Source organism: Micromonospora sp. L32 (genome assembly GCF_052068055.1).
GTDB lineage: Bacteria > Actinomycetota > Actinomycetes > Mycobacteriales > Micromonosporaceae > Micromonospora > Micromonospora purpureochromogenes.
In genome coordinates this window covers 15,797-33,288 of the sequence record NZ_JBQHDD010000014.1, presented here as the reverse complement: position 1 = coordinate 33,288, position 17,492 = coordinate 15,797, and the positions used below count along the sequence as shown (strand labels likewise).

Here is a 17,492-nt window from a genome sequence, read left to right as displayed (position 1 = left end):
CGAAGCACCACCAGCCGTGGACGTCTGTCCGCTGGTGGTGTTCGTCGTGTCTCCTGGCACCGCCGGAAGGGCGGCTGACGCCGGAGGGCGGAATCGTGGTGGTGCCACTTCCCGCCGATCGGTCGTGTCCTTTCGCGCTCGTGGACCTGATGAGTAGAGCCGGCACGGGTGGGGAGCCTGGGATGTCGGCAGCCGGCGGGGTGCCGCAGGCTGCCCGACCCGTGGAGGTAAGCGAATCCGGGCCATCGTGTACGGCAGAAGGCCGTGCTGGGCCGCTCAGCGGATTCAGGGAACCGGCACGGCGGCCGGTGTGATCGAGAGCCGGCGGGACGTGGCCCGCATCAGCGGCAGGAAGGCCGACCGGCATCTCCGACGTCGAGTCCAGCGATTCGGCAGGAAGGCCGCGCTGGCGTGCTCGACGAGCGCCAGAGTAGCACCGGGTGCCGACACGTCAACCCGCCGTGATCCCCGGAGCCGAGGCGGGCCGGCCGGCTGCCGGCGGTGTGGGAGGACTTTCTGTACGTCTATCAAGGCGGCCCTTGACGGGCCGCACGCGCCGCCGCCTGGGCGCGCGTCCGTCGCTCCGCTGACGCTCCGACTCCGGCCTCGCAACACGCCCGGCGGCTGGCGCGGAAGCGAGAAGCCCGAGGGGCCCGCTGCCCCCGCCGCCGCAGAACGACAGGTCGTCGACCGGTGGTGTGATGGACCGGCAGCCGGCCAGGCCGCGCGGCCACGAGCCCGCGCGGCGTAGGGGAGCGCACGCCGGCCGCGTCGGCGAGCTGGCGGCGGTCGCGGGTTGCGATTACTGCGCCTCCGGCGGGGGCGCTCCGGCTCCAGGATGGCCGGGGCACCGCCGGCGGGTCACTGTCCGTGGGTGGTTGCGGTGGGAACCATCCCGCCTGCCGTCGACCCGGGCGAGCCGAGCAGACCACCGCCTGACCCGCCAGCGCCCGTACGAGCCGTCAAGGTCCGCTTGACGTGGCGGGCCAGGCGGCCGCCCGCTCCCCAGAAGGGCGGGTCGACGGCAGACGGGATGGCTAGGTGGCTACGCCCTCGGAAGAGGCATTGCCTTCGCTTACCTTAGAAGCTTTCTCGGATGAATCAACTGCAGCACTTTCCGCGCCCTCTACAATCGCCTCCAATTTGCGAAGTTGCCCCTCGCGCAACTTTGAATGCGATTGCTTCATTTCTTTGTGACTTGACTCCATTTCGTCCTGGAATTGCAAGATCTCAGCCCTGACGGACGGGATGCCTTGCAACTTATCATTGAGCTGCTCAAGGACCTGTCGGCCTTGGGTGGTTTGTAATCCGCCAGCCTCCTCAAGGCGGTACCGGAGAGATCTGAGCAGAATCTCAGCCTTATCTAGGCGCTCAAGGTTCTTGCGGACTCTCTGGCGCTGCCGACGACCCTTGAGACGCAGCCACAGAATTTGAAATGTACTTGAAGGAGATGCGAGAAATCGGAGAAGGTGGGCTACAACCCGAGCATTTGACCGCACCAACAGTTCTAGCGCCGGATTAATCAGCAGTGCCGAAACCCCAAGAGACACGGCGAACGAGATAAGTGACGTCCAGCCTTCATCTACCGGCTTCCCGGCAAGGGCATCGAAACACTTAGGAATCGCAATGGCATAAAGGAATAAAGGAGCAGCCCAGATGGCCCCTTGGATGCTTTTGAAGACACGCCGCTCACCCTGGACCCATTTTTGAGAAATCGACCGAGCCTCGACGACGATGGCCAGCGCCAGGACGGGCATAGTCTGGGCGCCCGTAGTCCAAAAGTCCGTTTCAACCAAGATTCCTCCGATGCCTCAACAGAGGATAGAAGGCCGGCGCAAACGAAGGCGGTGGCGTCCTGACCACGTCGTGACTGCACACCACGAGTTTGGGCTGCCGTCCCTCCTCGACGTGCCCGTTGCGCGCCCGGTAGCCGAGTCAATAAGGGGGACGACGTCCCAGCGCCAAACCCTCAGCCGCCGTGTGACGGCGACTGACCTGGTGGGCGACGGACGAGTCGACCTGTACGCCGGATTCTGGTCTGGACGAGCGACTGGCTACCGTCTGGGCATGCCCGAGGACCGTTTTGCGATCGAGCTAAGCCACGACCAGGCGCTGGTGCTATCAGACTGGCTCGACCGCGTCATAGGGACGGAAGGGTTCGATCGCCTGGTCGACGACCCTGCCGTCTGGTCTGCGTTGTACAGCATCAGCGGTCCCTTGGAGACCTCGCTGCCTGAGCTGTTCATGCCGGACTACAAGGCGCGGTTGGAAGCCGCTCGCGAACGCCTCCAGGGGAGCGAGCGGCCCATGACGGGTGAGTGACAACCTGGGTGACGACGGGAGCGGACGCGGCTGCACGAGTCAGGACGACTACGGACTGCTTCCGCAGGTCAGTCATGCTGCCAGCGCAGGTCACAGGAGCAGGCTGGTTCTTTGACACCGAAGGCGTCAGGGCCTAAGTGGTTGGCACCGGGGCAGCCCGCAGTCTCCGCGTAGGCGAGGATTGCTGCCATGGCTGACGTTCCGAGTGCGTCTCGCTGCTCGATCCAGCATCGTTGGGGAAGCGGCGAGGAGGCTTCTTCGGTTGACCAGCTTGGGGTTCTGCTTGAGGAGCTAGAGGCCGACGACGCGGAGCACCCTGACGTGTGGATCAGCGATAACGAGGCTGGCTACAGCGTGTCGGCGTTCGCGGGAAGCCGAGGGCTTGTGATCTGGGAGGATCACGACGAAGTCCGCGGCCCGCTGCACATGGATGGCTACTCGCGGCCCCAAATGCTGGACCTGTTCCGGATGGTTCTGCAGGGGCGAGTGGCCGAGGTCGATTCGCTGCCCTGGTTGCCGGGATACGGAAACTGACCGACGGTGACGATGAGAGCCCGCACCGAAGCGGTCGCCGTGCCCGATGCGTGCCCGATGCAGCGGTCAACACCGGCCCACAGCGGCACCCCGGCAGCCGCAAGCTGAACGCTCCGTGCTCACTCGCCAGGCAGCGCGACTACCGACGGTGCGGATCAACCCGATTCCCAAGCTGACCGTCCCACGTGGGGGAACGGATACCGGTCTAGGCCCTACACCACTACGGTCTATGACGTGGAGGAGGACACCACGGGCATAGCCTGGCGGGCTCGCATACGAGCTGCGGGCTCGATTGAGCGCGACCGTGAAGCGCTCGCGCGCCTGGTTGACGAGGACCAGGACCCGGCCGAGATGTGCTACTACGAGGCGGTCAGCGATCCAGACGCGCGGGCGATGAATCGGGCGCAGCGTTCCTACGCCGGCCAGTACGAGCGCAGGCTTCGGCGTTTCGACCACCGACGTAGGCACCCCAAGAGCCCGGAGCTGGGTGACTAACCGAGTGACGATCGGTGAGCACCATCGCCGGACAACCATGGACGCCAGCGGACCATCTCCGCAGTCACTCGCTCCTATTGACGCTGGCACAGGCAACCCGGGAGTTCCTTCGGGAGGAAGAAGTCTGGCTTTCCTGTGCACGAGGCCGACGATGAGCCGTTTCGGCTGCTGCGCGCGCCTGCGCGCCCCGCTGCTCGGCCACCTACCATGACCCGGTGCATGAGAAGGCGATCGGGTTCGGCTACAAGCTTCAGTGGCTCGCGGTGCGTGGTCAGCATGCGGATGCTGTCGCCGGGGCGCTGAACCTCAACGCTCTCACCGCTGCCACATGGCTGGATGCGGTCGCGGCCGCGTACGACGGCCACTGGCTACTGACGCCGTCGCTCGACGGTTGGACGCTCGCCGCCTCGCGGGAGGTGCCCGCCCCGGAGGACGAGCGATTCGTCGACTGGCTCGCCGGACTGAGCCGCCTGCTCGGTGAGGTGCAGTACTTCGGCACCCATCGAGTCGTCGGCTACCAATGTTGGGGGCGCGCCAGGAGCGGCGTCGTGGAGCGGGCGTTCGCGTACCTCGGCGAGCGAGGTGAGGTCCTGTTCGACGTGGGAGAGGCCACGGCCGAGGAGCGGGAGGTTAGGGCGGAGACCGCCGACGACGAGGACGAGCCGTGGAGCGACGAGGACGGAAGCTGGCCGCGGCCGGACGAGGAGACGGTGATGGCGCTGGCCGCGCGATGGAGCGTCGACCCCAGCAGCCTGCACGGCATTCCGGTGCCCGGGCACCCGTGGATTGCCTCGGCGTAACCGAAGGGGCGGGCACATATGGGCCACAAGATAGCGTGAAACGACACTGTCGTGAGTGACCAACTGGGTGACGACGGACGCGAGCAAGGCTGGACGTCCATGGACGCCGATGGACCGTTCGACCAGCTCAGCCCCGCTGCTCTCGCAGCTCATCGGCAGCTGATAGTTCTTTCACACCGAACGAGTCGCGAGCCCTAACAGCGGCATCTTGCCGAGTTCCGCTCTTGAGTCGTCAAGGCGGCCAGCAAGGCGCCGCCGCGCCGGCCCGGCCCCGGCCTGCTGGCGACCTCCGGCCGGCATCGGCCGGGCCGCCCGGCCACGCTGACGGACGATGATGTGGCTCAGAGTCGTTGACGAAATCGGGGACCGCAGCGCGGATGATCTCGGTCTGGTCTCGTGTTGAATGCGGGCCATGTCGCTGACCATCGGACCCGCGTTCACGATCCCCGGCTATACCACCATGGCACCGCCCGATTACGACAGCGAGTGCGACGCAACGGTGTACGCGGCAGATGACGTGGTGGGATACCCCGCCTTCTGGTTGCACTACCTGTCGGGACCGCTGGGTGCCTACCCGGAGTCGGAGGCCGCCTTCGAGGTGCAGGCCGCTGATTACCACGCGATGTGTGGCGTCCTCGACGACCCGGAGCGCTGGCCGGTCGCCTCGGTGCGGCTCGACGGAGAAGTGTGGCTACGGATCGTGTACCGCAACGTCGAGGATGAGGCGGGGCTCGACTTTGTGGAGGAGCGGCCGGGCTGGCCAGCAGAGGTGGTCACCTCGGTCGAGGGCCACGGGTTCACGTCCGCGATGACCTGGGCGGAGCTGCTCGCCGCCGCGGCGCTGCCGGATGAGCGGCTGACCTGGGCGCAGCGGCTCATCCTGATGCTGCCGATGCTGGGTCCGCAGGAACTGTCCGGGGACGCCGAGGAGGCTATGCACAGGGCACTGGACGGAATCGGTGCAACAAGCCGGTCGGCCCTGGCAGCGGCCCTGCTCGACGCACTGGACTGGCGAACTCACTAGTTGGAACCTAAAGACCTCGGGGCTCCGCCCCGACCCCCGGCGTGCCTGGTCCGTGCCCGATGAAGGGGTGAACAGGGGCCAACAGCGGCCTCCAGCATGCCCGGCACCCGCAGCGCTGGCGCTCGTCGTGGGTAGCCACGCAGCTACTCGCTGCGCGGATCATGTCATTCCCAAGCTGATGCGCGGCACCTTCCAACCTGACGGGGGGGGGGTGAGGTCGACGAAGCCGCTTATGGCCAAGGAGCATGTAACGGTGAGTTTTGATCTTGTGGTCCTGTCGGTCGAGCCTGCCGCTACGGCAGACGATGTGCGGCAGATGGCCGATCACTGCAGGGGCATGGAACACCGAGACGGTGAGCTTGACCAGCGGATCGTCTCCTTCTATGAGGAACTGCGTGCGCGCTTCCCGGATCATCCGCCGTACGACCCGGAGTCGCCCTGGATGTCGGCACCTCTCGGTGTCGGCATCGACCACGTGAGCATGAACATCAGCTACTCACCGCGGGGCGGCGAGGCGGTAGACGCCGTTCTGGACCTGGCGGAGCGGTACGGCCTGGTCATCTACGACCCTCAGGGTGACGAGGTCACCGGTTTGGGTGGGGACTACGAGGTCCCGGTGACCGGGTGACTAACTGAGTGACGACCGGGACCGACGTCGGCGGACAACCGTGGACGCCGGAGGACCGTTCTCGCAGCTCACCTGTCGCGGGGGAGCAGGTCGGGCGGTTGTGTTGGTTGCCTGGGGGTCAAGCAGTCGGTAGTGCTGGCTAGCGGTCGGGCGCAGTCGTCCAGACGGCAGGCCCTGTCTGTCCCTAGGATCGGATCATGCCCGTGCCGATAGTTGAGCTGATCGCCTACAGCGAGGGACACCTCGACGACAGGGACGTTAGCCGTTTCCTGCAGGCCTACGAGAGCGCTTGCGGCAGGCTGAGCTGGGTTGGCGAGAGCACGGCAGCGTTCGACGAGGTCGGCCCGGATGGCACGCGCCAGATCGGACTCACGCACGCTTTTCTAGCGCCGGGACCATGGGTGACGCCTGCAATGGAGCAGCGGCTCTTCGCCGAGGTCCGGTGGCTGGTGGCGTGGCTGGAGGAGATCTCAGGCGACCTGGGACTGGTGTTTGCGCTTCGCTACGACGACCGCGACATCGGTTGGATACGCAGGGGCGTCACCGACGACGCCATCAGCGAAGGGCTGATCGCCGTTTGGGAGCGCGACTTGGAGCGCCTGGAACGCGACTCGCCGAGGCGCTAAGTAGGCCGTCGACTGGTGCGGTCAGGGCTGGTTCGAGGAACGTTGGCACCCCCGCCCACCACGTGGCGTGGCTGTCGACAGCAACGGTGACAGCAACGAAGCGGCACGAGGACAGTCGCCGACTGCCGGGCGCGGACAGTAGCCCGAGGTCGCGGATGCGGACGGACCCCGCCAGACGAAGCGCTCAGAACTTACAAACGAGGGGTCGGACCTATCGCGTGCCGCCGTGCGTGGACGATGAGGACCAAGTGGGCTCTCACCATTTGAGCAGCTCAAGCTGGGGCTATGGCTCGAAGACTGCGAGGATCGGGATCCTAGGCTACAGACATGGCGGACTGGGCGGACTGGAGCGAGGACGAGTATGTCCAGTACCTGGACGACGAGCGCCGACGCTTTGCGTGGGTGATGCAGCGTTACGGGGGTCTCAACGCAACCCAGGCCGAGGCCGCGACCGTGCAGCGGTACCCCTTCGAGGCGAGCGATGCACCGTACCGAGGACTCGTCTTCCATGACGAAGCATGGCACTGGGCGATACTGAAGATCTACGGGGAGAGGTACTGGATCCAGCGCCCGGAACTTGTTGAACCGCCGGCTGAGTACAGAGCGCTTGACTGAACGTCATCGCACCGCCCGCGCCGGCCCCTGGCTGGGCGGCACTTCGGCCGAGCAGCCATCGGAGCAGCCAAGCCACCGAACAGCAGCGGACGCCGGCAAACTTGAGGCGCAGGTCCAAGAGGACCAGGACCGCGACGATCAGCAGGCCGCGACCCACTCGCAATGCGTAGGTCAGCGGCCGATGCGGATGCGGTCGGCGGCGTACGTCTCGCGGGAGCCGTCGGCGCGGAAGATCACGATGACTGGGACGCCCTCGCCAATTTCCAGCTCGCGTCGCTCCGCCGGGGTAGGCATCCGGGCGGAGGCCGTGTCGCCCTTGAGCAGGGTCACCGTTTCGGTCGGCTCCAGGGCGCGAACGAACGTGCCGCGCGGCGGTTCCACGATCACGAGCCCTTCCGACCGGAGTAACGCTATCGCCTGTCGGACGCTTGTGCGGCTCAGCCCGTACTCCTGAGCTAGCCGGAGCTCGCTCGGCAGCGATGCGCCGGGCGCGAGGTCGCCAGAGGTGATCCGGTCTCGCAGGAGGTCTGCGAGCTGCCGGAACACGGCGCGGTCTGCGCTCGGGTCGATCACGGCTGTGACGCTACGTGTCCAACAGCTCTACATCTTATTGTATCTACAGTCCTACGTCGTTACGGTGACGTCAGGGCAGCCCGGGAGTCAGATCCGGACCGGATGCTTGCCATCGACTTCATGCTTCAGGGGGCCTAGTGCCACGTGTCTCGTACGACGAGTACCTGTTCGCCGTCGCCTTGACCTTGGCCCGACGGCACCGGCCGGTCTGGTCATGGCGGCATTGGCGGCGCATCTGCCGCTGCGGCGCGAACCTGCCCTGCAGAAACCGTCACCGCATTCCGATCAACCGCGGCCACTGGCCCAGCCAGGACGGCCTGTGATGACCATTCATCATCCGATCAAGCCGGCCTGGACGTGCGGCGGCTGCGCGGGGGAGTGGCCCTGCCAGACCCGGCGCCGGGAGCTCCGAGCCGAGTACGGCCACGCCCCGGTATCACTGGCCCTCTACCTGGCCGCCCAGCTCGTCGACGCCGCCCAGGATCTGGCCCACGTCCCCGCCGGCCACCTGCACCACCGCTTCCTTGGCTGGACCCGATGAGCATCCTTCGGACCGGTGACGAGAAGTTCCACTACAGCGACGGCTCCCACCGATGGATCCCACCGGACCCGGACTACGACCAGGAGGTCTGGGACGAGCAGGTCCGCCAGCACAAGCATGGCCACCTCAAGAACGAGCGCCCGAAGGTCCGCATCCTGCGCCTCGTGTGATGCCAGCAGTACAGCAGCGAAGTACAGCAACCGTGCCAGCCAAACCGAGCCGACAAGAGCCTCAGCAGGCCGTCTGACCTCGCATCAAGCCCGAACCGGCCGCCTCGCCGAGAGTTCACACCGAAGAGGTCACTGGTGCGATCCCAGTATCGCCCACCATAGATATACGTAGGTAGGAAGCCCGTCACCGGTTCGGCCGGTAACGGGCTTCCGCGCTGTTGCCCCCTAAATTGGGAGCGGATTGGGAATATGGGCCTCGGATGCGCGGAACTCGCCCGGTTAGGCGGCATCCTCCCGTATGGACGAACAGCGGCGTCCGTAACGGATCAGGGAACCAGGACCACCTTGCCGCCGGCGTGGCCGCCGTCGCTGAGCTGGTGTGCCTCGGCGGCCTGAGAGAACGTGTAGACCGCCGCGACGTTCGTGCTCACCTCGCCTCGAACCAGCTGGTCGGCGAAGGCGGCGAGATCGCTGGCGGAGCGCTGGTCCGGGCCGGTGGCGAAGGCGACACCGAGGCGGTGCGCGTCGGGGTCGGCGAGGGTGATGATGCGGTCGGTGCCGCCGCGTAGCTCGATCGAGTCGGGCAGGGCGTCCTTGCCGGCGGTGTCGAGCACCGCGTCGACGCCGTTGGGGGCGAGGGCGCGTACCCGGTCGACCAGGCCCGGGCCGTAGACGGTCGGGACGGCGCCGAGGGCGCGTACGCGATCCTGGTTCTTCTCGCTGGCGGTGCCGATCACCGTGGCTCCGCGGGAGATGGCGATCTGCACGGCGACCTGGCCCACGGCACCGCTCGCGCCGTGCACGAGCAGGGTCTCCCCGGGCGTGACCTTGAGCTGGTGGAGCACGCGATTGGTGGTCTCGACCGCTACCGGCAGGGTCACCGCCGCGGGGAAGTCCAGGCCGTGGGGGAGCCGGGCGTACGTGGCGGCGAGGGCGTACTCGGCGTACGAGCCGGTCGGCGCGTCGGCCCAGCCGAAAACGCGGTCGCCAACGGCGACATCGGTCACGCCGTCGCCGAGCGCGTCCACCACCCCGGCCAGTTCGATGCCGAGTACGGCAGGCAGCGGGGTCGGGAAGAGCGCCTCCATCGCGCCGCTGCGGATCTTGCCGTCGAGGGGGTTGACCCCGGCGGCGCGGACCTGGACCCGAATCTGGCCCGGCCCTGGCGCCGGCAGCGGCACCTCGGCGATGTGCAGCACGTCGGGGCCGCCGAACGTGTCGAGTGTGATGGCCTTCATCGCTGTCTCCTTGTCGTCGGTGAGAGTGGGGTAGTCGGTGTAGCCGCGGTGGTCGCCGCCGTAGGCCCTGCCGTAGTCGGGGACGTTGAAGGGACCGCCGGTGCTGAGCCGGTCGGGCAGGTCCGGGTTGGCCAGGAAGAGTGCGCCGAAGGAGACCAGGTCGGCGGCGCCGGTCTCGACGAGCTTGAGCGCCTCCGGCCCGGTGTACGCGCCGGGTGTGTACGGGTTGAGGATCAGCGGACCATTCCACCGCCGGCGCAGGTGGCCGGTGAACTCCGTGTCCGGTCCCTCGGCGACGTGCAGGTAGGCGAGGCCGAGCCGGTCGAGCGCGCCGAGCAGCGCCACGTACGTCTCCCGGTGCCCCTCCTCGACGATGTCGTTGTAGGGGTTGGCGGGGGAGATGCGCAGCCCGACTCGGTCGGCGCCGATCGCGTCGGCGACGGCCTGCGCAACCTCGACAGTGAGCCGGATGCGTCCGGCGACGCTGCCGCCCCACTCGTCGTCGCGCTGGTTGGCGTTGGTGGAGAGGAACTGGTGCGGCAGGTACCCGTTGGCGCCGTGCAACTCCACCCCGTCAAAGCCGGCGGCGACGGCGTTGCGGGCCGCTGCGGCGAAGGCGTCGATGGTCTGCGCGATGCCGGCGCGGTCCAGCGGCCGCGGGGTGACGAACTCCTTCAAGCCGTCTCGGGTGAACACCGTGCCGGCCGCCTTCACCGGCGACGGGCCGACCGGCGTCAGCTCCTGCTCGTAGACGCTGGGGTGGCCGATTCGGCCGGTGTGCATGAGCTGCGCGAAGATCAGCCCGCCGCGATCGTGCACCGCCGTGGTCACCGGCCGCCAGGCCGCGACCTGCTCGGCGGTGTGCAGCCCCGGGGTGTCCGGGTAGCCCTGCCCGACCGCCGACGGCTGGATGCCCTCGGTGATGATCAGCCCCGCGCCAGCGCGCTGGGCGTAGTAGGTCGCCATCAGCTCCGTCGGGCTGGTTCCGGGCCCGTACGCCCGACTGCGGGTCATCGGGGCCATCACCACCCGGCTGCCGGCCGTGTGGCGGCCGATGGTGACTGGTTCGAATGCTCTGGACATGTGGCAACTCCCGTCGACGTCAGATTAGCTGTCCTAGACAGGTAAATGCTCGGTACAGCCGAAATATTTCTTGTAGCAGCAGGTGACTGCTGCCACATCTGACCCGAACAGCTAATCTGGTAGGCATGAGCGCAGAGGACGTGCCGGTCGAGCGGCAGCCGCCCGGCGTCGCGGCGGGCGGGCCGATCAGCCACGCGATCTTCCGGCTGGCCCGCACCCACCGAATGCTCGCCGGCCAACTGCTCCGCGATGTCGGGCTCCACCCCGGCCAGGAACTGCTGATGAAGCGACTGTGGGAGTCGGGGCCGCAGCGCCAGACCGACCTCGCCGACGAGTTCGACACCGACTCGGCCAGCATGACCCGCACCGTGCAGCGCCTCGAACGGGCCGGCTACGTACGCCGCGTCCCCGACCCCGACGACCGCCGCGCCACCCGCGTCGAACCCACCCCGGCCAGCCTCGTCCTCCGCAAGCAGGTGGAACGCATCTGGGAAGACCTCGAACGCCGTACGGTCGGCGACATGACCCCGGCTGAACAGCGTGAAGCGCTCCGGGTCATGCACCAACTCGAGGACAACCTCACGGCGCACGAACCGAACCACGAGCGCGGCGCCGGCCGTCAGCGAGGTTGAGTCGTCAGGGCCAGCGACGTGCCACGGCGCGGACAGCAACATCATGTCCGTTGCCAGGTCGGACTGCTGGTACTGGTCTGCAGGGCAGCCGGTCCCCGCGCCCGGCTGCCTGACGCGGGGACCGGTGGTCGGTGGCCTGCGGCCGGGACTGCTCCACCTGCACGTGGCCGTGGCCAGCAGCCGGGCGGCGGTTGCCGACCACCTCAGCTTCCCCGCCAAGACGTTGGCGCGCCACGGCCGCTCATGCGGCTGGCACCGACTTCCGCACCAACCAGCACTTCACGCTTAAGAGATCGTTTCAGTTTGAGTTCGGCGCGGCGCTCGTGGCGGATGCGGAGTCGTTTGAAGGCGTGCAGCCAGGCGAAGCTGCGTTCAGCGACCCAGCGCCGTTGGCCGAGTCCGGAGCCGTGGTCGGTGCCGCGGCGGGCGATGACCGGGGTGATCCCACGGGCGCGGACGAGGCGCCGGTACTTGTCGTGGTCGTAGCCGCGGTAGTCGCGCGCAATAGACCGGTGACGTCGGTGGTCATCTCCGCGACACTGGCCGACGTGGAAGAGGTCGAGGTCGTCGTCGCCCATCACGAGCGCGCGACCCTGCGCGTCGGTGACGTGTTCCTGAAGATCGACGCTGATCAGAGTCGCGCCGATGCCGAGGTCGAGGCGATGGCTATGGCGCCGATCCCTACTCCGGAGATCCTGTGGCGGAAGCCGCCCGTGCTCGCGCTCGCCGCCCTTTCCGGGAGGGCGCTCGGCCGCCTCGGCGAGCCGTCGACCGCGTCTTCGGCGGCGTGGGCTGCGGCCGGTGCCGCCGCACGGATGCTGCACGACGCGCCGTTGCCGCCCTGGCCCGGTCGCCGCCTCGACGAGTTGGCGTCGCGCCTCGACGGTGAGTGCCACTGGCTCGTCACGAACGACGTCCTTCCCGCTGACCTGGTCACGTGCAACCGCCGGGTTGCCGAGGCTGCGCTTCGGCCGTGGACTCCGGTGTTCATGCACGGCGACCTGCAGATCGCCCATGTGTTCGTCGACGACGACGAGATCACCGGCGTGCTCGACTGGTCGGAGGCGGGCCAGGGCGATGCCCTGTACGACCTCGCCATCTTGACGCTCGGGCATGAGGAGCACCTCGGCGACGTCCTCGCCGGCTACGGCACCGACGTCGACCTCGACGTCATCCGCGCGTGGTGGTCGTTGCGAAGCCTGCTGGCGATCCGCTGGCTGGTAGAACACGGCTTCGACCCGGCCGCGCCAGGCTGCGAGGTCGACGTGCTGAAATCCCGGCTGTGAGGCTGCACGAGCCCGCCTGCCACGAGTGCCGTTCGCGATCTGCGCATGTTGTGGTGCCGTCCGATCATGCCGAGAACAGTGCGTCGCTATCTTGTTCGTGGATCATGGGGAGGGAATCGGCGATGGTGGATCTGCAGGGGCTGGTGGGAGAGATGGCGTCGGCGTTGGCCGGCACCGGCGTGGCGGTCCTGCAAGGGTGTCACCGCCCCGGGGCCGGCAGCTCGCTGCACACGTTCGATGCCGCAGGGCGGTCGACGTTCGCAAACACCGGGTTCACCATGCACGACCTGCTCCGCCGGGTGGACGAGGTGCTGCGCCCGGACGGGGAGGACCGCCCAATCGTCGTCGAACTTGCTCGCGACGGGGCCGGACGCGCCGAGCTGCGGTACACCTTCGACCTGCCCACAGTGGCGCCGGTGCGGCTGGTGCTCGACCCCGACTACCGACACCCCAACCACCCGGTCTCGCCGATGCCGGCGCCGCCCGGTGTCGCGGTCACCGACCGGCCCACCGACCCGGAGGTCCTCGCCACCATCCGCGCCCTCGTCGCGGACTTCGTGACCGAGTACATGCGGAAGACGGGGCGCACGCCTGACCTCGGCGCCGGGCATTCGGAAGAGGACATCCGCGCCGCCGAGGCGGCCATGGGCCTGCGGCTGCCCGAGGACCTTCGGGCCCTGTACCGCACCGTGTCCAACGATGAGGAGTGCGGGCTGCTCGGCGCGGGAGCACTGCTGCCGTTGAAGGCCGTGGTGGCGGAGCACTTGGACGGCGGGTCCGGAGCCGCCCTGGGTTCCGATGATCTGTTCGCGGTGTTCCCGGTCGTCTACGAGGCGCACCCGCCAGGCCGAGTGCGGCGGGTGTCCCGCAACGACTGGTGGGTGAAGGTCGGCACCGACTGGGGCGGCAACTACTGCATGGTTGACCTCGATCCCGGGCCGGAAGGAACCTCTGGGCAGATCATCCAGTACGGCAGGGACTTCTACGGGCCGGCGGGGTATGTCGCCGAGTCCGTGACGGCGGCGCTGCACGACGTGCTCGGGGCGCTGCGGGACGACGCTACTCCGCGGCGCGCCTCGGCCCATCCGCAGTACAGCCACTCAGAGCGGGTGGGCGAGCGGCGGACCGCCGACGTCGTCGCCGGACTCGACGTGCAGGAGCTCTACCTCAACGAAGGGGCAGCCCTCCATCTGGCGGAACTCGCGCCGCTCCGCCGCCTGCGCAGCGTCTCGATCAACCGTGCGACAGCGGTCACGGCGGCCGTGTCGCCCGGCGTGCCGGTCGAGTGGCTGTCGATCGACGCCGCCGAGATCGACCTACCGCCGCTCGGCGGGCATCCGACCCTGTGGGGACTGAAGCTCGCCACCCGCGTCCCGGTCACGATCGGGGCGCTGGCCAGCCTGCCGGCCCTCGCCCACCTCGACCTGTCCGGGGCCAACGTGAGCGACCTGCACCGGATCGCGGACCTGCCCGGCCTCCGGGTGCTGGAACTCAACCTGGCCCAGTGGCGGGAACTGCGCGAGCACGGTCCGCTGCCGGCTGGGCTGGCGGCCGCGGCACTGAACGGGTTCGCCCGGCTGGAGGAAGCCGACCAGTGGGCCGACTGGCTGCGAGGAGCCGCCGGGCAGCGGTGAGCGGGCGGGGCCGGCAGCGAGTGCTGGACGGCAAGCGTACGTCCGACCACCACGGATGGGCCACGAACCAGGGTCGCGACGCGGTGTACCGACTCGCGGCCCTGCGAAGGTCGTCGTCGCCGCTGGTCGGGCGTTGGCAGCCCAGCGGGTGAGGCACAGCCGAGCATGCCGATGGTCGGATGCCTAGCCACTACAGAACACTGCGTGCTTGAAACCTTGCCCGGACTACCCTCATTGGCCGGTTTGCGGATCTTCGAGGCCTGCGGGTCGAATATCGCCGACCTAGGCGAGGAGCACGGCCACCGGGTACTACGCGTGCGTGGCAAAGGTGGCAAGGTCGTGCTCGCCCCGCTTCCACCCGCGGTGGCCCGAGCCCTCGACCGGGCCGTTGACGACCGCGCCAGCGGGCCGATCCTGCGCCACACCCTCGGCGTGCGGATGGACCGGCACGCCGCCACCCGCCGGCTCAAGCACCGGACCCAGGCCGCAGGGATCCGGATGCCGAGGATGCATCCCCACATGCTGCGCCACACGTTCGTGACGACCATGCTCGGCGCCGGTGTCAGCCTGCGCGACGTGCAGATCGCCGCCCGCCACGCCGCCCCGCCATGCGCTACGACCGAGCCCGCAAGAACCTCGACCGGCACCCCAACTACATCCTGGCCGCGTACATGGCCTCCGGGACATAGCCAGCCGCTCGCGGCTTTGCCGAGTTGAGTGCGTTACGCGGATGAACCAGTCGGGGTGGCAGCGTCAGTGGAGCCGACGGGCGGTCAAGGCACCGCGGGCGCCCAGCGCGGTCGCTGCTCTGCGATGCTCTTGTACCGTGACTTCTTTTCGCCGCTTGGTGACTTCAGGTTCACCGCTGGAACCGGAGATCGGCTTCTCACGCGCCGTGCGGATAGGGCCGTACGTATCCGTGGCCGGCACCGCGCCGATCGCGGATGACGGTGCCACAGCCGGTCCGGGAGATGTGTACGCGCAATCCGTGCGTTGCCTGGACATCGCCGAGCAAGCGCTGCGCGAGGCCGGTGCAACGCTGGCAGATGTCATCAGAACCAGGGTCATGCTTGTTGACATCGCCCGTTGGCGAGATGCGGCGCGCGCACATGGCGAACGGTTCTCTCAGGTACGACCGGCCTGCACCTTCGTAGAAGTATCGCGTTTCATCGATCCAGAGTGGTTGGTGGAGTTCGAGGTCGACGCCGTCGTGGCAACAACCGACCCGAGAGACTCCGTTACTCACGAAGGACCGTGAGGCGGTCGTGCGGATCCGTGTCTCGAATCGTGCCGCGCCAGTATCCTGATCTGCCGCGATCAGCGCGCGGAGGTGTCGCAGATCAGCTGGCGGACGAGTGTTGCGCATCGGTCGACGGAGGACACCGGACGCAGCGCGCGTGTCTAGTCCTACCACCTGCTTGACGAATCCGTCCCAGCACATGCACGACAGTCGGCCTTGGTTCCTCGGTCGTCCTGGTGTCAGTCGGTGACGTCTGAGTGCCTGCGGGCGCACTCAGGCTCAGGCAGAGAACGAAGCAATGCCGCCAAGTCGCCGAACAGCAGGGGAAGGCCGCCCAGCTCGCTGATCCCGACCCATGCGATGTCGTCATGCTCGTCAAGTTCACGGTTGGTGGGAGAGCCGACCCAGTCTCCAATTTGCCAGACGCCCACGTGAACGGCGTCCTCACCACTGCCGGCATGCCAGTCGCCCAACCGTGAAGCGGACTCCGCCACAATGTGAACACCGAGCTCCTCGCGCATCTCACGCGCGAGGGCTTGTAGTTCCGACTCACCCGCTTCGACATGCCCCCCGGGCAGATCCCAGAGATCTGGGTATGCCCGGCGGGTCGGGCTGCGGTGTACTAGCAGGACCGCGCCGTTTTCAACGAGTGCGCCTGTGACGACGACATGCATGACGGGATTAGAGCACAGGGATAGGACAAGCTCGCTCCAGCCAAAGGGGACACCCAGACGTCCGGATCTGCCGCTGTCCTGGAGCCCCGCCCGAGCAGCTACAGCCGCCAGAAACTCGCCTGGCGTTGTGCCGGTGATCGTCGACGAGGTGGCGCGGCCGGAGGCGGTGGTGTGCGCCCCGCGGGTCGATGTTCTCGATCAGCTATGTTGCCGGCGTGGATATCCAGGTGCTGGAGGGTGCGCTCAGCTCGGGAGCGTTCCAGCCGCTCATCGCCGCCATCGGCGGGCACCCGCCACAGCGGCCGTCGTAAGGAGGGCGGCCGCGACCAGGCGTCGCGTCGCCGTACGCCGGCGACCACCCCAGCCGCCGTCGACTGAACCGGCGCCGGGCGCGGGTGAGAAAACATTGCCGGAGGTCGCCGGGGCAGGCTCGTCGCGCGACAGATGCGCCTTGTCGACCTGCCGGGCCAGCATGCGTTCGATCAGCCCGGGCGTCAGCTTCGATTGCATCACCATCATCCGCCCTGCCGGCCCGACGATGACCTCTCGCCGTGGGCTGCGGACCAGGTTGACGATGGTACGGGCGACGCGCTCCGGCGGGTACACCGGCGGCATCGCGAGCGCCTTGCGACCGGTGTAGTTGGCCCCGTGCTGGAACAGCGGGGTGTCGATGGTCGCCGGTAGGACGGCGCAGACGTGCACCCCGCGCGGCCCGGTCAGCCGCAGTTCCTGCCGAAGGCTGGCGCTCAGCGCCCGGATCGCGAACTTGGCCATGACGTACGCGTGGGTGTAGGGCTGTGACACCACCCCGACGATCGACGAGACGTTCACCAGCACGCCCTGCCCCTGCTCACGCAGGTACGGCAGCGCGGTGCGTGCCCCGTGCGCGTATCCCATGACGTTCACGTCCAGCACCCGCCGGATGTCCTGCAGCGGCGTCTCCTCGAATGGGCCGAAGACGGTAACCGCGGCGTTGTTGACCCACACGTCGATGCGGCCGAACCGCTCCGCCGCCCGCCGGCCCAGCGCTTCCACCGCGACCGGATCCGTGACGTCGGTCGGTACGACCAACGCCTGAGCGCCCCGCTGCGCGCACTCAGCCGCGACCTCCGCCAGGGCCTCCTCGCGCCGCGCGGCGAGCACCACCGCCGCGCCCTTGTCGGCGAAGGCCAGGGCGGTGGCCCGTCCGATCCCGCTTGAAGCTCCAGTGATCACGACGACCGCATCCCGGACCCGCATGACAACCCCCTCATGTCCCAGCCCTCACCGTAGGACATATGCCCGTGATACTGGGCAAAACGGTGGCGGGTATGACTCGAAGAGTCCAGGCGTCGGGGGACGAGATGTGCTCCGACCGTCTGCCGTGAAGCAGTGGCG

Annotated in this window: 20 protein-coding genes and 2 pseudogenes; 15 read left to right on the top strand and 7 right to left on the bottom strand. The window is 68.1% G+C overall.

Annotated features, from left to right (window positions below):
* Positions 1-1,037: 1,037 nt before the first annotated feature.
* Positions 1,038-1,796: a hypothetical protein gene (locus ACTMTB_RS28570; RefSeq protein ID WP_441149272.1), complete on the bottom strand. Its 759-nt coding sequence runs from the start codon at positions 1,794-1,796 to the stop codon at positions 1,038-1,040.
* Positions 1,797-2,067: 271 nt separating this feature from the next.
* Between ACTMTB_RS28570 and ACTMTB_RS28565 the strand changes: the two genes are divergently transcribed.
* From ACTMTB_RS28565 to ACTMTB_RS28530, 8 genes are all read left to right on the top strand, one after another.
* Positions 2,068-2,322 (top strand): hypothetical protein, encoded by a 255-nt coding sequence (locus ACTMTB_RS28565; protein WP_441149271.1) that lies wholly within the window; start codon positions 2,068-2,070, stop codon positions 2,320-2,322.
* Positions 2,323-2,511: 189 nt separating this feature from the next.
* The gene (locus ACTMTB_RS28560; protein WP_441149270.1) at positions 2,512-2,856 is read left to right on the top strand and encodes a hypothetical protein; all 345 of its coding nucleotides are present in this window, start codon (positions 2,512-2,514) and stop codon (positions 2,854-2,856) included.
* Positions 2,857-3,090: 234 nt separating this feature from the next.
* Entirely contained in the window at positions 3,091-3,351 is a 261-nt protein-coding gene (locus ACTMTB_RS28555) for a hypothetical protein (protein ID WP_441149269.1), read from the top strand.
* 215 nt (positions 3,352-3,566) lie between these two features.
* Positions 3,567-4,151, top strand: coding sequence for a hypothetical protein (locus ACTMTB_RS28550; protein WP_441149268.1), 585 nt, complete (start codon positions 3,567-3,569; stop codon positions 4,149-4,151).
* A 412-nt stretch (positions 4,152-4,563) separates the two neighbouring features.
* Entirely contained in the window at positions 4,564-5,175 is a 612-nt protein-coding gene (locus ACTMTB_RS28545; protein ID WP_441149267.1) for a hypothetical protein, read from the top strand.
* Positions 5,176-5,407: 232 nt separating this feature from the next.
* Positions 5,408-5,803, top strand: a complete 396-nt coding sequence (locus tag ACTMTB_RS28540; protein WP_441149266.1) for a hypothetical protein — start codon at positions 5,408-5,410, stop codon at positions 5,801-5,803.
* 197 nt (positions 5,804-6,000) lie between these two features.
* Positions 6,001-6,429, top strand: a complete 429-nt coding sequence (locus ACTMTB_RS28535) for a hypothetical protein (RefSeq protein WP_441149265.1) — start codon at positions 6,001-6,003, stop codon at positions 6,427-6,429.
* Between the two features lie 327 nt (positions 6,430-6,756).
* Entirely contained in the window at positions 6,757-7,044 is a 288-nt protein-coding gene (locus ACTMTB_RS28530) for a hypothetical protein (RefSeq protein ID WP_441149264.1), read from the top strand.
* A gap of 171 nt (positions 7,045-7,215) precedes the next feature.
* Here the strand turns inward: ACTMTB_RS28530 and ACTMTB_RS28525 are convergent, their stop codons facing one another.
* Positions 7,216-7,617, bottom strand: coding sequence for a GntR family transcriptional regulator (locus tag ACTMTB_RS28525; RefSeq protein ID WP_441149263.1), 402 nt, complete (start codon positions 7,615-7,617; stop codon positions 7,216-7,218).
* A 322-nt stretch (positions 7,618-7,939) separates the two neighbouring features.
* Here ACTMTB_RS28525 and ACTMTB_RS28520 point away from each other — a divergent pair, with 322 nt between their 5' ends.
* Both ACTMTB_RS28520 and ACTMTB_RS28515 read left to right on the top strand, forming a co-directional pair.
* Positions 7,940-8,158 (top strand): flavin reductase, encoded by a 219-nt coding sequence (locus ACTMTB_RS28520; RefSeq protein WP_441149262.1) that lies wholly within the window; start codon positions 7,940-7,942, stop codon positions 8,156-8,158.
* On the top strand, positions 8,155-8,328 hold the full coding sequence (locus ACTMTB_RS28515; protein ID WP_441149261.1) for a hypothetical protein: 174 nt from the start codon (positions 8,155-8,157) through the stop codon (positions 8,326-8,328). The genes ACTMTB_RS28520 and ACTMTB_RS28515 overlap by 4 nt, the downstream gene beginning before the upstream one ends.
* A gap of 326 nt (positions 8,329-8,654) precedes the next feature.
* Here the strand turns inward: ACTMTB_RS28515 and ACTMTB_RS28510 are convergent, their stop codons facing one another.
* Both ACTMTB_RS28510 and ACTMTB_RS28505 read right to left on the bottom strand, forming a co-directional pair.
* The gene (locus tag ACTMTB_RS28510; RefSeq protein ID WP_441149328.1) at positions 8,655-9,566 is read right to left on the bottom strand and encodes an NADP-dependent oxidoreductase; all 912 of its coding nucleotides are present in this window, start codon (positions 9,564-9,566) and stop codon (positions 8,655-8,657) included.
* 108 nt (positions 9,567-9,674) lie between these two features.
* A pseudogene (locus ACTMTB_RS28505) lies at positions 9,675-10,649 on the bottom strand (alkene reductase); the annotation flags it as partial.
* A gap of 125 nt (positions 10,650-10,774) precedes the next feature.
* On the opposite strand from ACTMTB_RS28505, the gene ACTMTB_RS28500 reads away from it, so the two are divergent.
* Positions 10,775-11,281 carry a MarR family winged helix-turn-helix transcriptional regulator gene (locus tag ACTMTB_RS28500; RefSeq protein WP_441149260.1) on the top strand — a complete coding sequence of 169 codons (507 nt, stop codon included), beginning with the start codon at positions 10,775-10,777 and terminating at the stop codon, positions 11,279-11,281.
* Between the two features lie 203 nt (positions 11,282-11,484).
* Here ACTMTB_RS28500 and ACTMTB_RS28495 read toward each other — a convergent pair.
* Positions 11,485-11,772, bottom strand: a pseudogene (locus ACTMTB_RS28495) (hypothetical protein); the annotation flags it as partial.
* A 57-nt stretch (positions 11,773-11,829) separates the two neighbouring features.
* On the opposite strand from ACTMTB_RS28495, the gene ACTMTB_RS28490 reads away from it, so the two are divergent.
* From ACTMTB_RS28490 to ACTMTB_RS28475, 4 genes are all read left to right on the top strand, one after another.
* Entirely contained in the window at positions 11,830-12,567 is a 738-nt protein-coding gene (locus ACTMTB_RS28490; protein WP_441149259.1) for a phosphotransferase family protein, read from the top strand.
* Complete coding sequence (locus ACTMTB_RS28485) at positions 12,465-14,201, top strand: SMI1/KNR4 family protein (protein WP_441149258.1); 1,737 nt, start codon at positions 12,465-12,467, stop codon at positions 14,199-14,201. Before ACTMTB_RS28490 ends, ACTMTB_RS28485 begins: the two co-directional genes overlap by 103 nt.
* Before the next feature lie 204 nt (positions 14,202-14,405).
* Positions 14,406-14,918, top strand: a complete 513-nt coding sequence (locus ACTMTB_RS28480; protein WP_441149257.1) for a tyrosine-type recombinase/integrase — start codon at positions 14,406-14,408, stop codon at positions 14,916-14,918.
* Between the two features lie 109 nt (positions 14,919-15,027).
* Entirely contained in the window at positions 15,028-15,459 is a 432-nt protein-coding gene (locus ACTMTB_RS28475) for a RidA family protein (protein WP_357615585.1), read from the top strand.
* 221 nt (positions 15,460-15,680) lie between these two features.
* On the opposite strand, the gene ACTMTB_RS28470 is transcribed toward ACTMTB_RS28475, so the two are convergent.
* Together ACTMTB_RS28470 and ACTMTB_RS28465 are read right to left on the bottom strand one after the other, a co-directional pair.
* The gene (locus ACTMTB_RS28470; protein WP_441149256.1) at positions 15,681-16,115 is read right to left on the bottom strand and encodes an NUDIX domain-containing protein; all 435 of its coding nucleotides are present in this window, start codon (positions 16,113-16,115) and stop codon (positions 15,681-15,683) included.
* A gap of 267 nt (positions 16,116-16,382) precedes the next feature.
* Positions 16,383-17,354, bottom strand: coding sequence for an SDR family oxidoreductase (locus tag ACTMTB_RS28465; RefSeq protein ID WP_441149255.1), 972 nt, complete (start codon positions 17,352-17,354; stop codon positions 16,383-16,385).
* Positions 17,355-17,492: the final 138 nt, after the last annotated feature.

Excerpts from the sequence above, each read along its gene's own strand:
- ACTMTB_RS28565 (WP_441149271.1), top strand. The coding sequence starts at position 2,068 with ATGCCCGAGGACCGTTTTGCGATCGAGCTAAGCCACGACCAGGCGCTG.
- ACTMTB_RS28560 (WP_441149270.1), top strand. The coding sequence starts at position 2,512 with ATGGCTGACGTTCCGAGTGCGTCTCGCTGCTCGATCCAGCATCGTTGG.
- ACTMTB_RS28545 (WP_441149267.1), top strand. The coding sequence starts at position 4,564 with ATGTCGCTGACCATCGGACCCGCGTTCACGATCCCCGGCTATACCACC.
- ACTMTB_RS28540 (WP_441149266.1), top strand. The coding sequence starts at position 5,408 with ATGGCCAAGGAGCATGTAACGGTGAGTTTTGATCTTGTGGTCCTGTCG.
- ACTMTB_RS28535 (WP_441149265.1), top strand. The coding sequence starts at position 6,001 with ATGCCCGTGCCGATAGTTGAGCTGATCGCCTACAGCGAGGGACACCTC.
- ACTMTB_RS28530 (WP_441149264.1), top strand. The coding sequence starts at position 6,757 with ATGGCGGACTGGGCGGACTGGAGCGAGGACGAGTATGTCCAGTACCTG.
- ACTMTB_RS28520 (WP_441149262.1), top strand. The coding sequence starts at position 7,940 with ATGACCATTCATCATCCGATCAAGCCGGCCTGGACGTGCGGCGGCTGC.
- ACTMTB_RS28515 (WP_441149261.1), top strand. The coding sequence starts at position 8,155 with ATGAGCATCCTTCGGACCGGTGACGAGAAGTTCCACTACAGCGACGGC.
- ACTMTB_RS28510 (WP_441149328.1), bottom strand. The coding sequence starts at position 9,566 with ATGAAGGCCATCACACTCGACACGTTCGGCGGCCCCGACGTGCTGCAC.
- ACTMTB_RS28500 (WP_441149260.1), top strand. The coding sequence starts at position 10,775 with ATGAGCGCAGAGGACGTGCCGGTCGAGCGGCAGCCGCCCGGCGTCGCG.
- ACTMTB_RS28470 (WP_441149256.1), bottom strand. The coding sequence starts at position 16,115 with ATGCATGTCGTCGTCACAGGCGCACTCGTTGAAAACGGCGCGGTCCTG.
- ACTMTB_RS28465 (WP_441149255.1), bottom strand. The coding sequence starts at position 17,354 with ATGCGGGTCCGGGATGCGGTCGTCGTGATCACTGGAGCTTCAAGCGGG.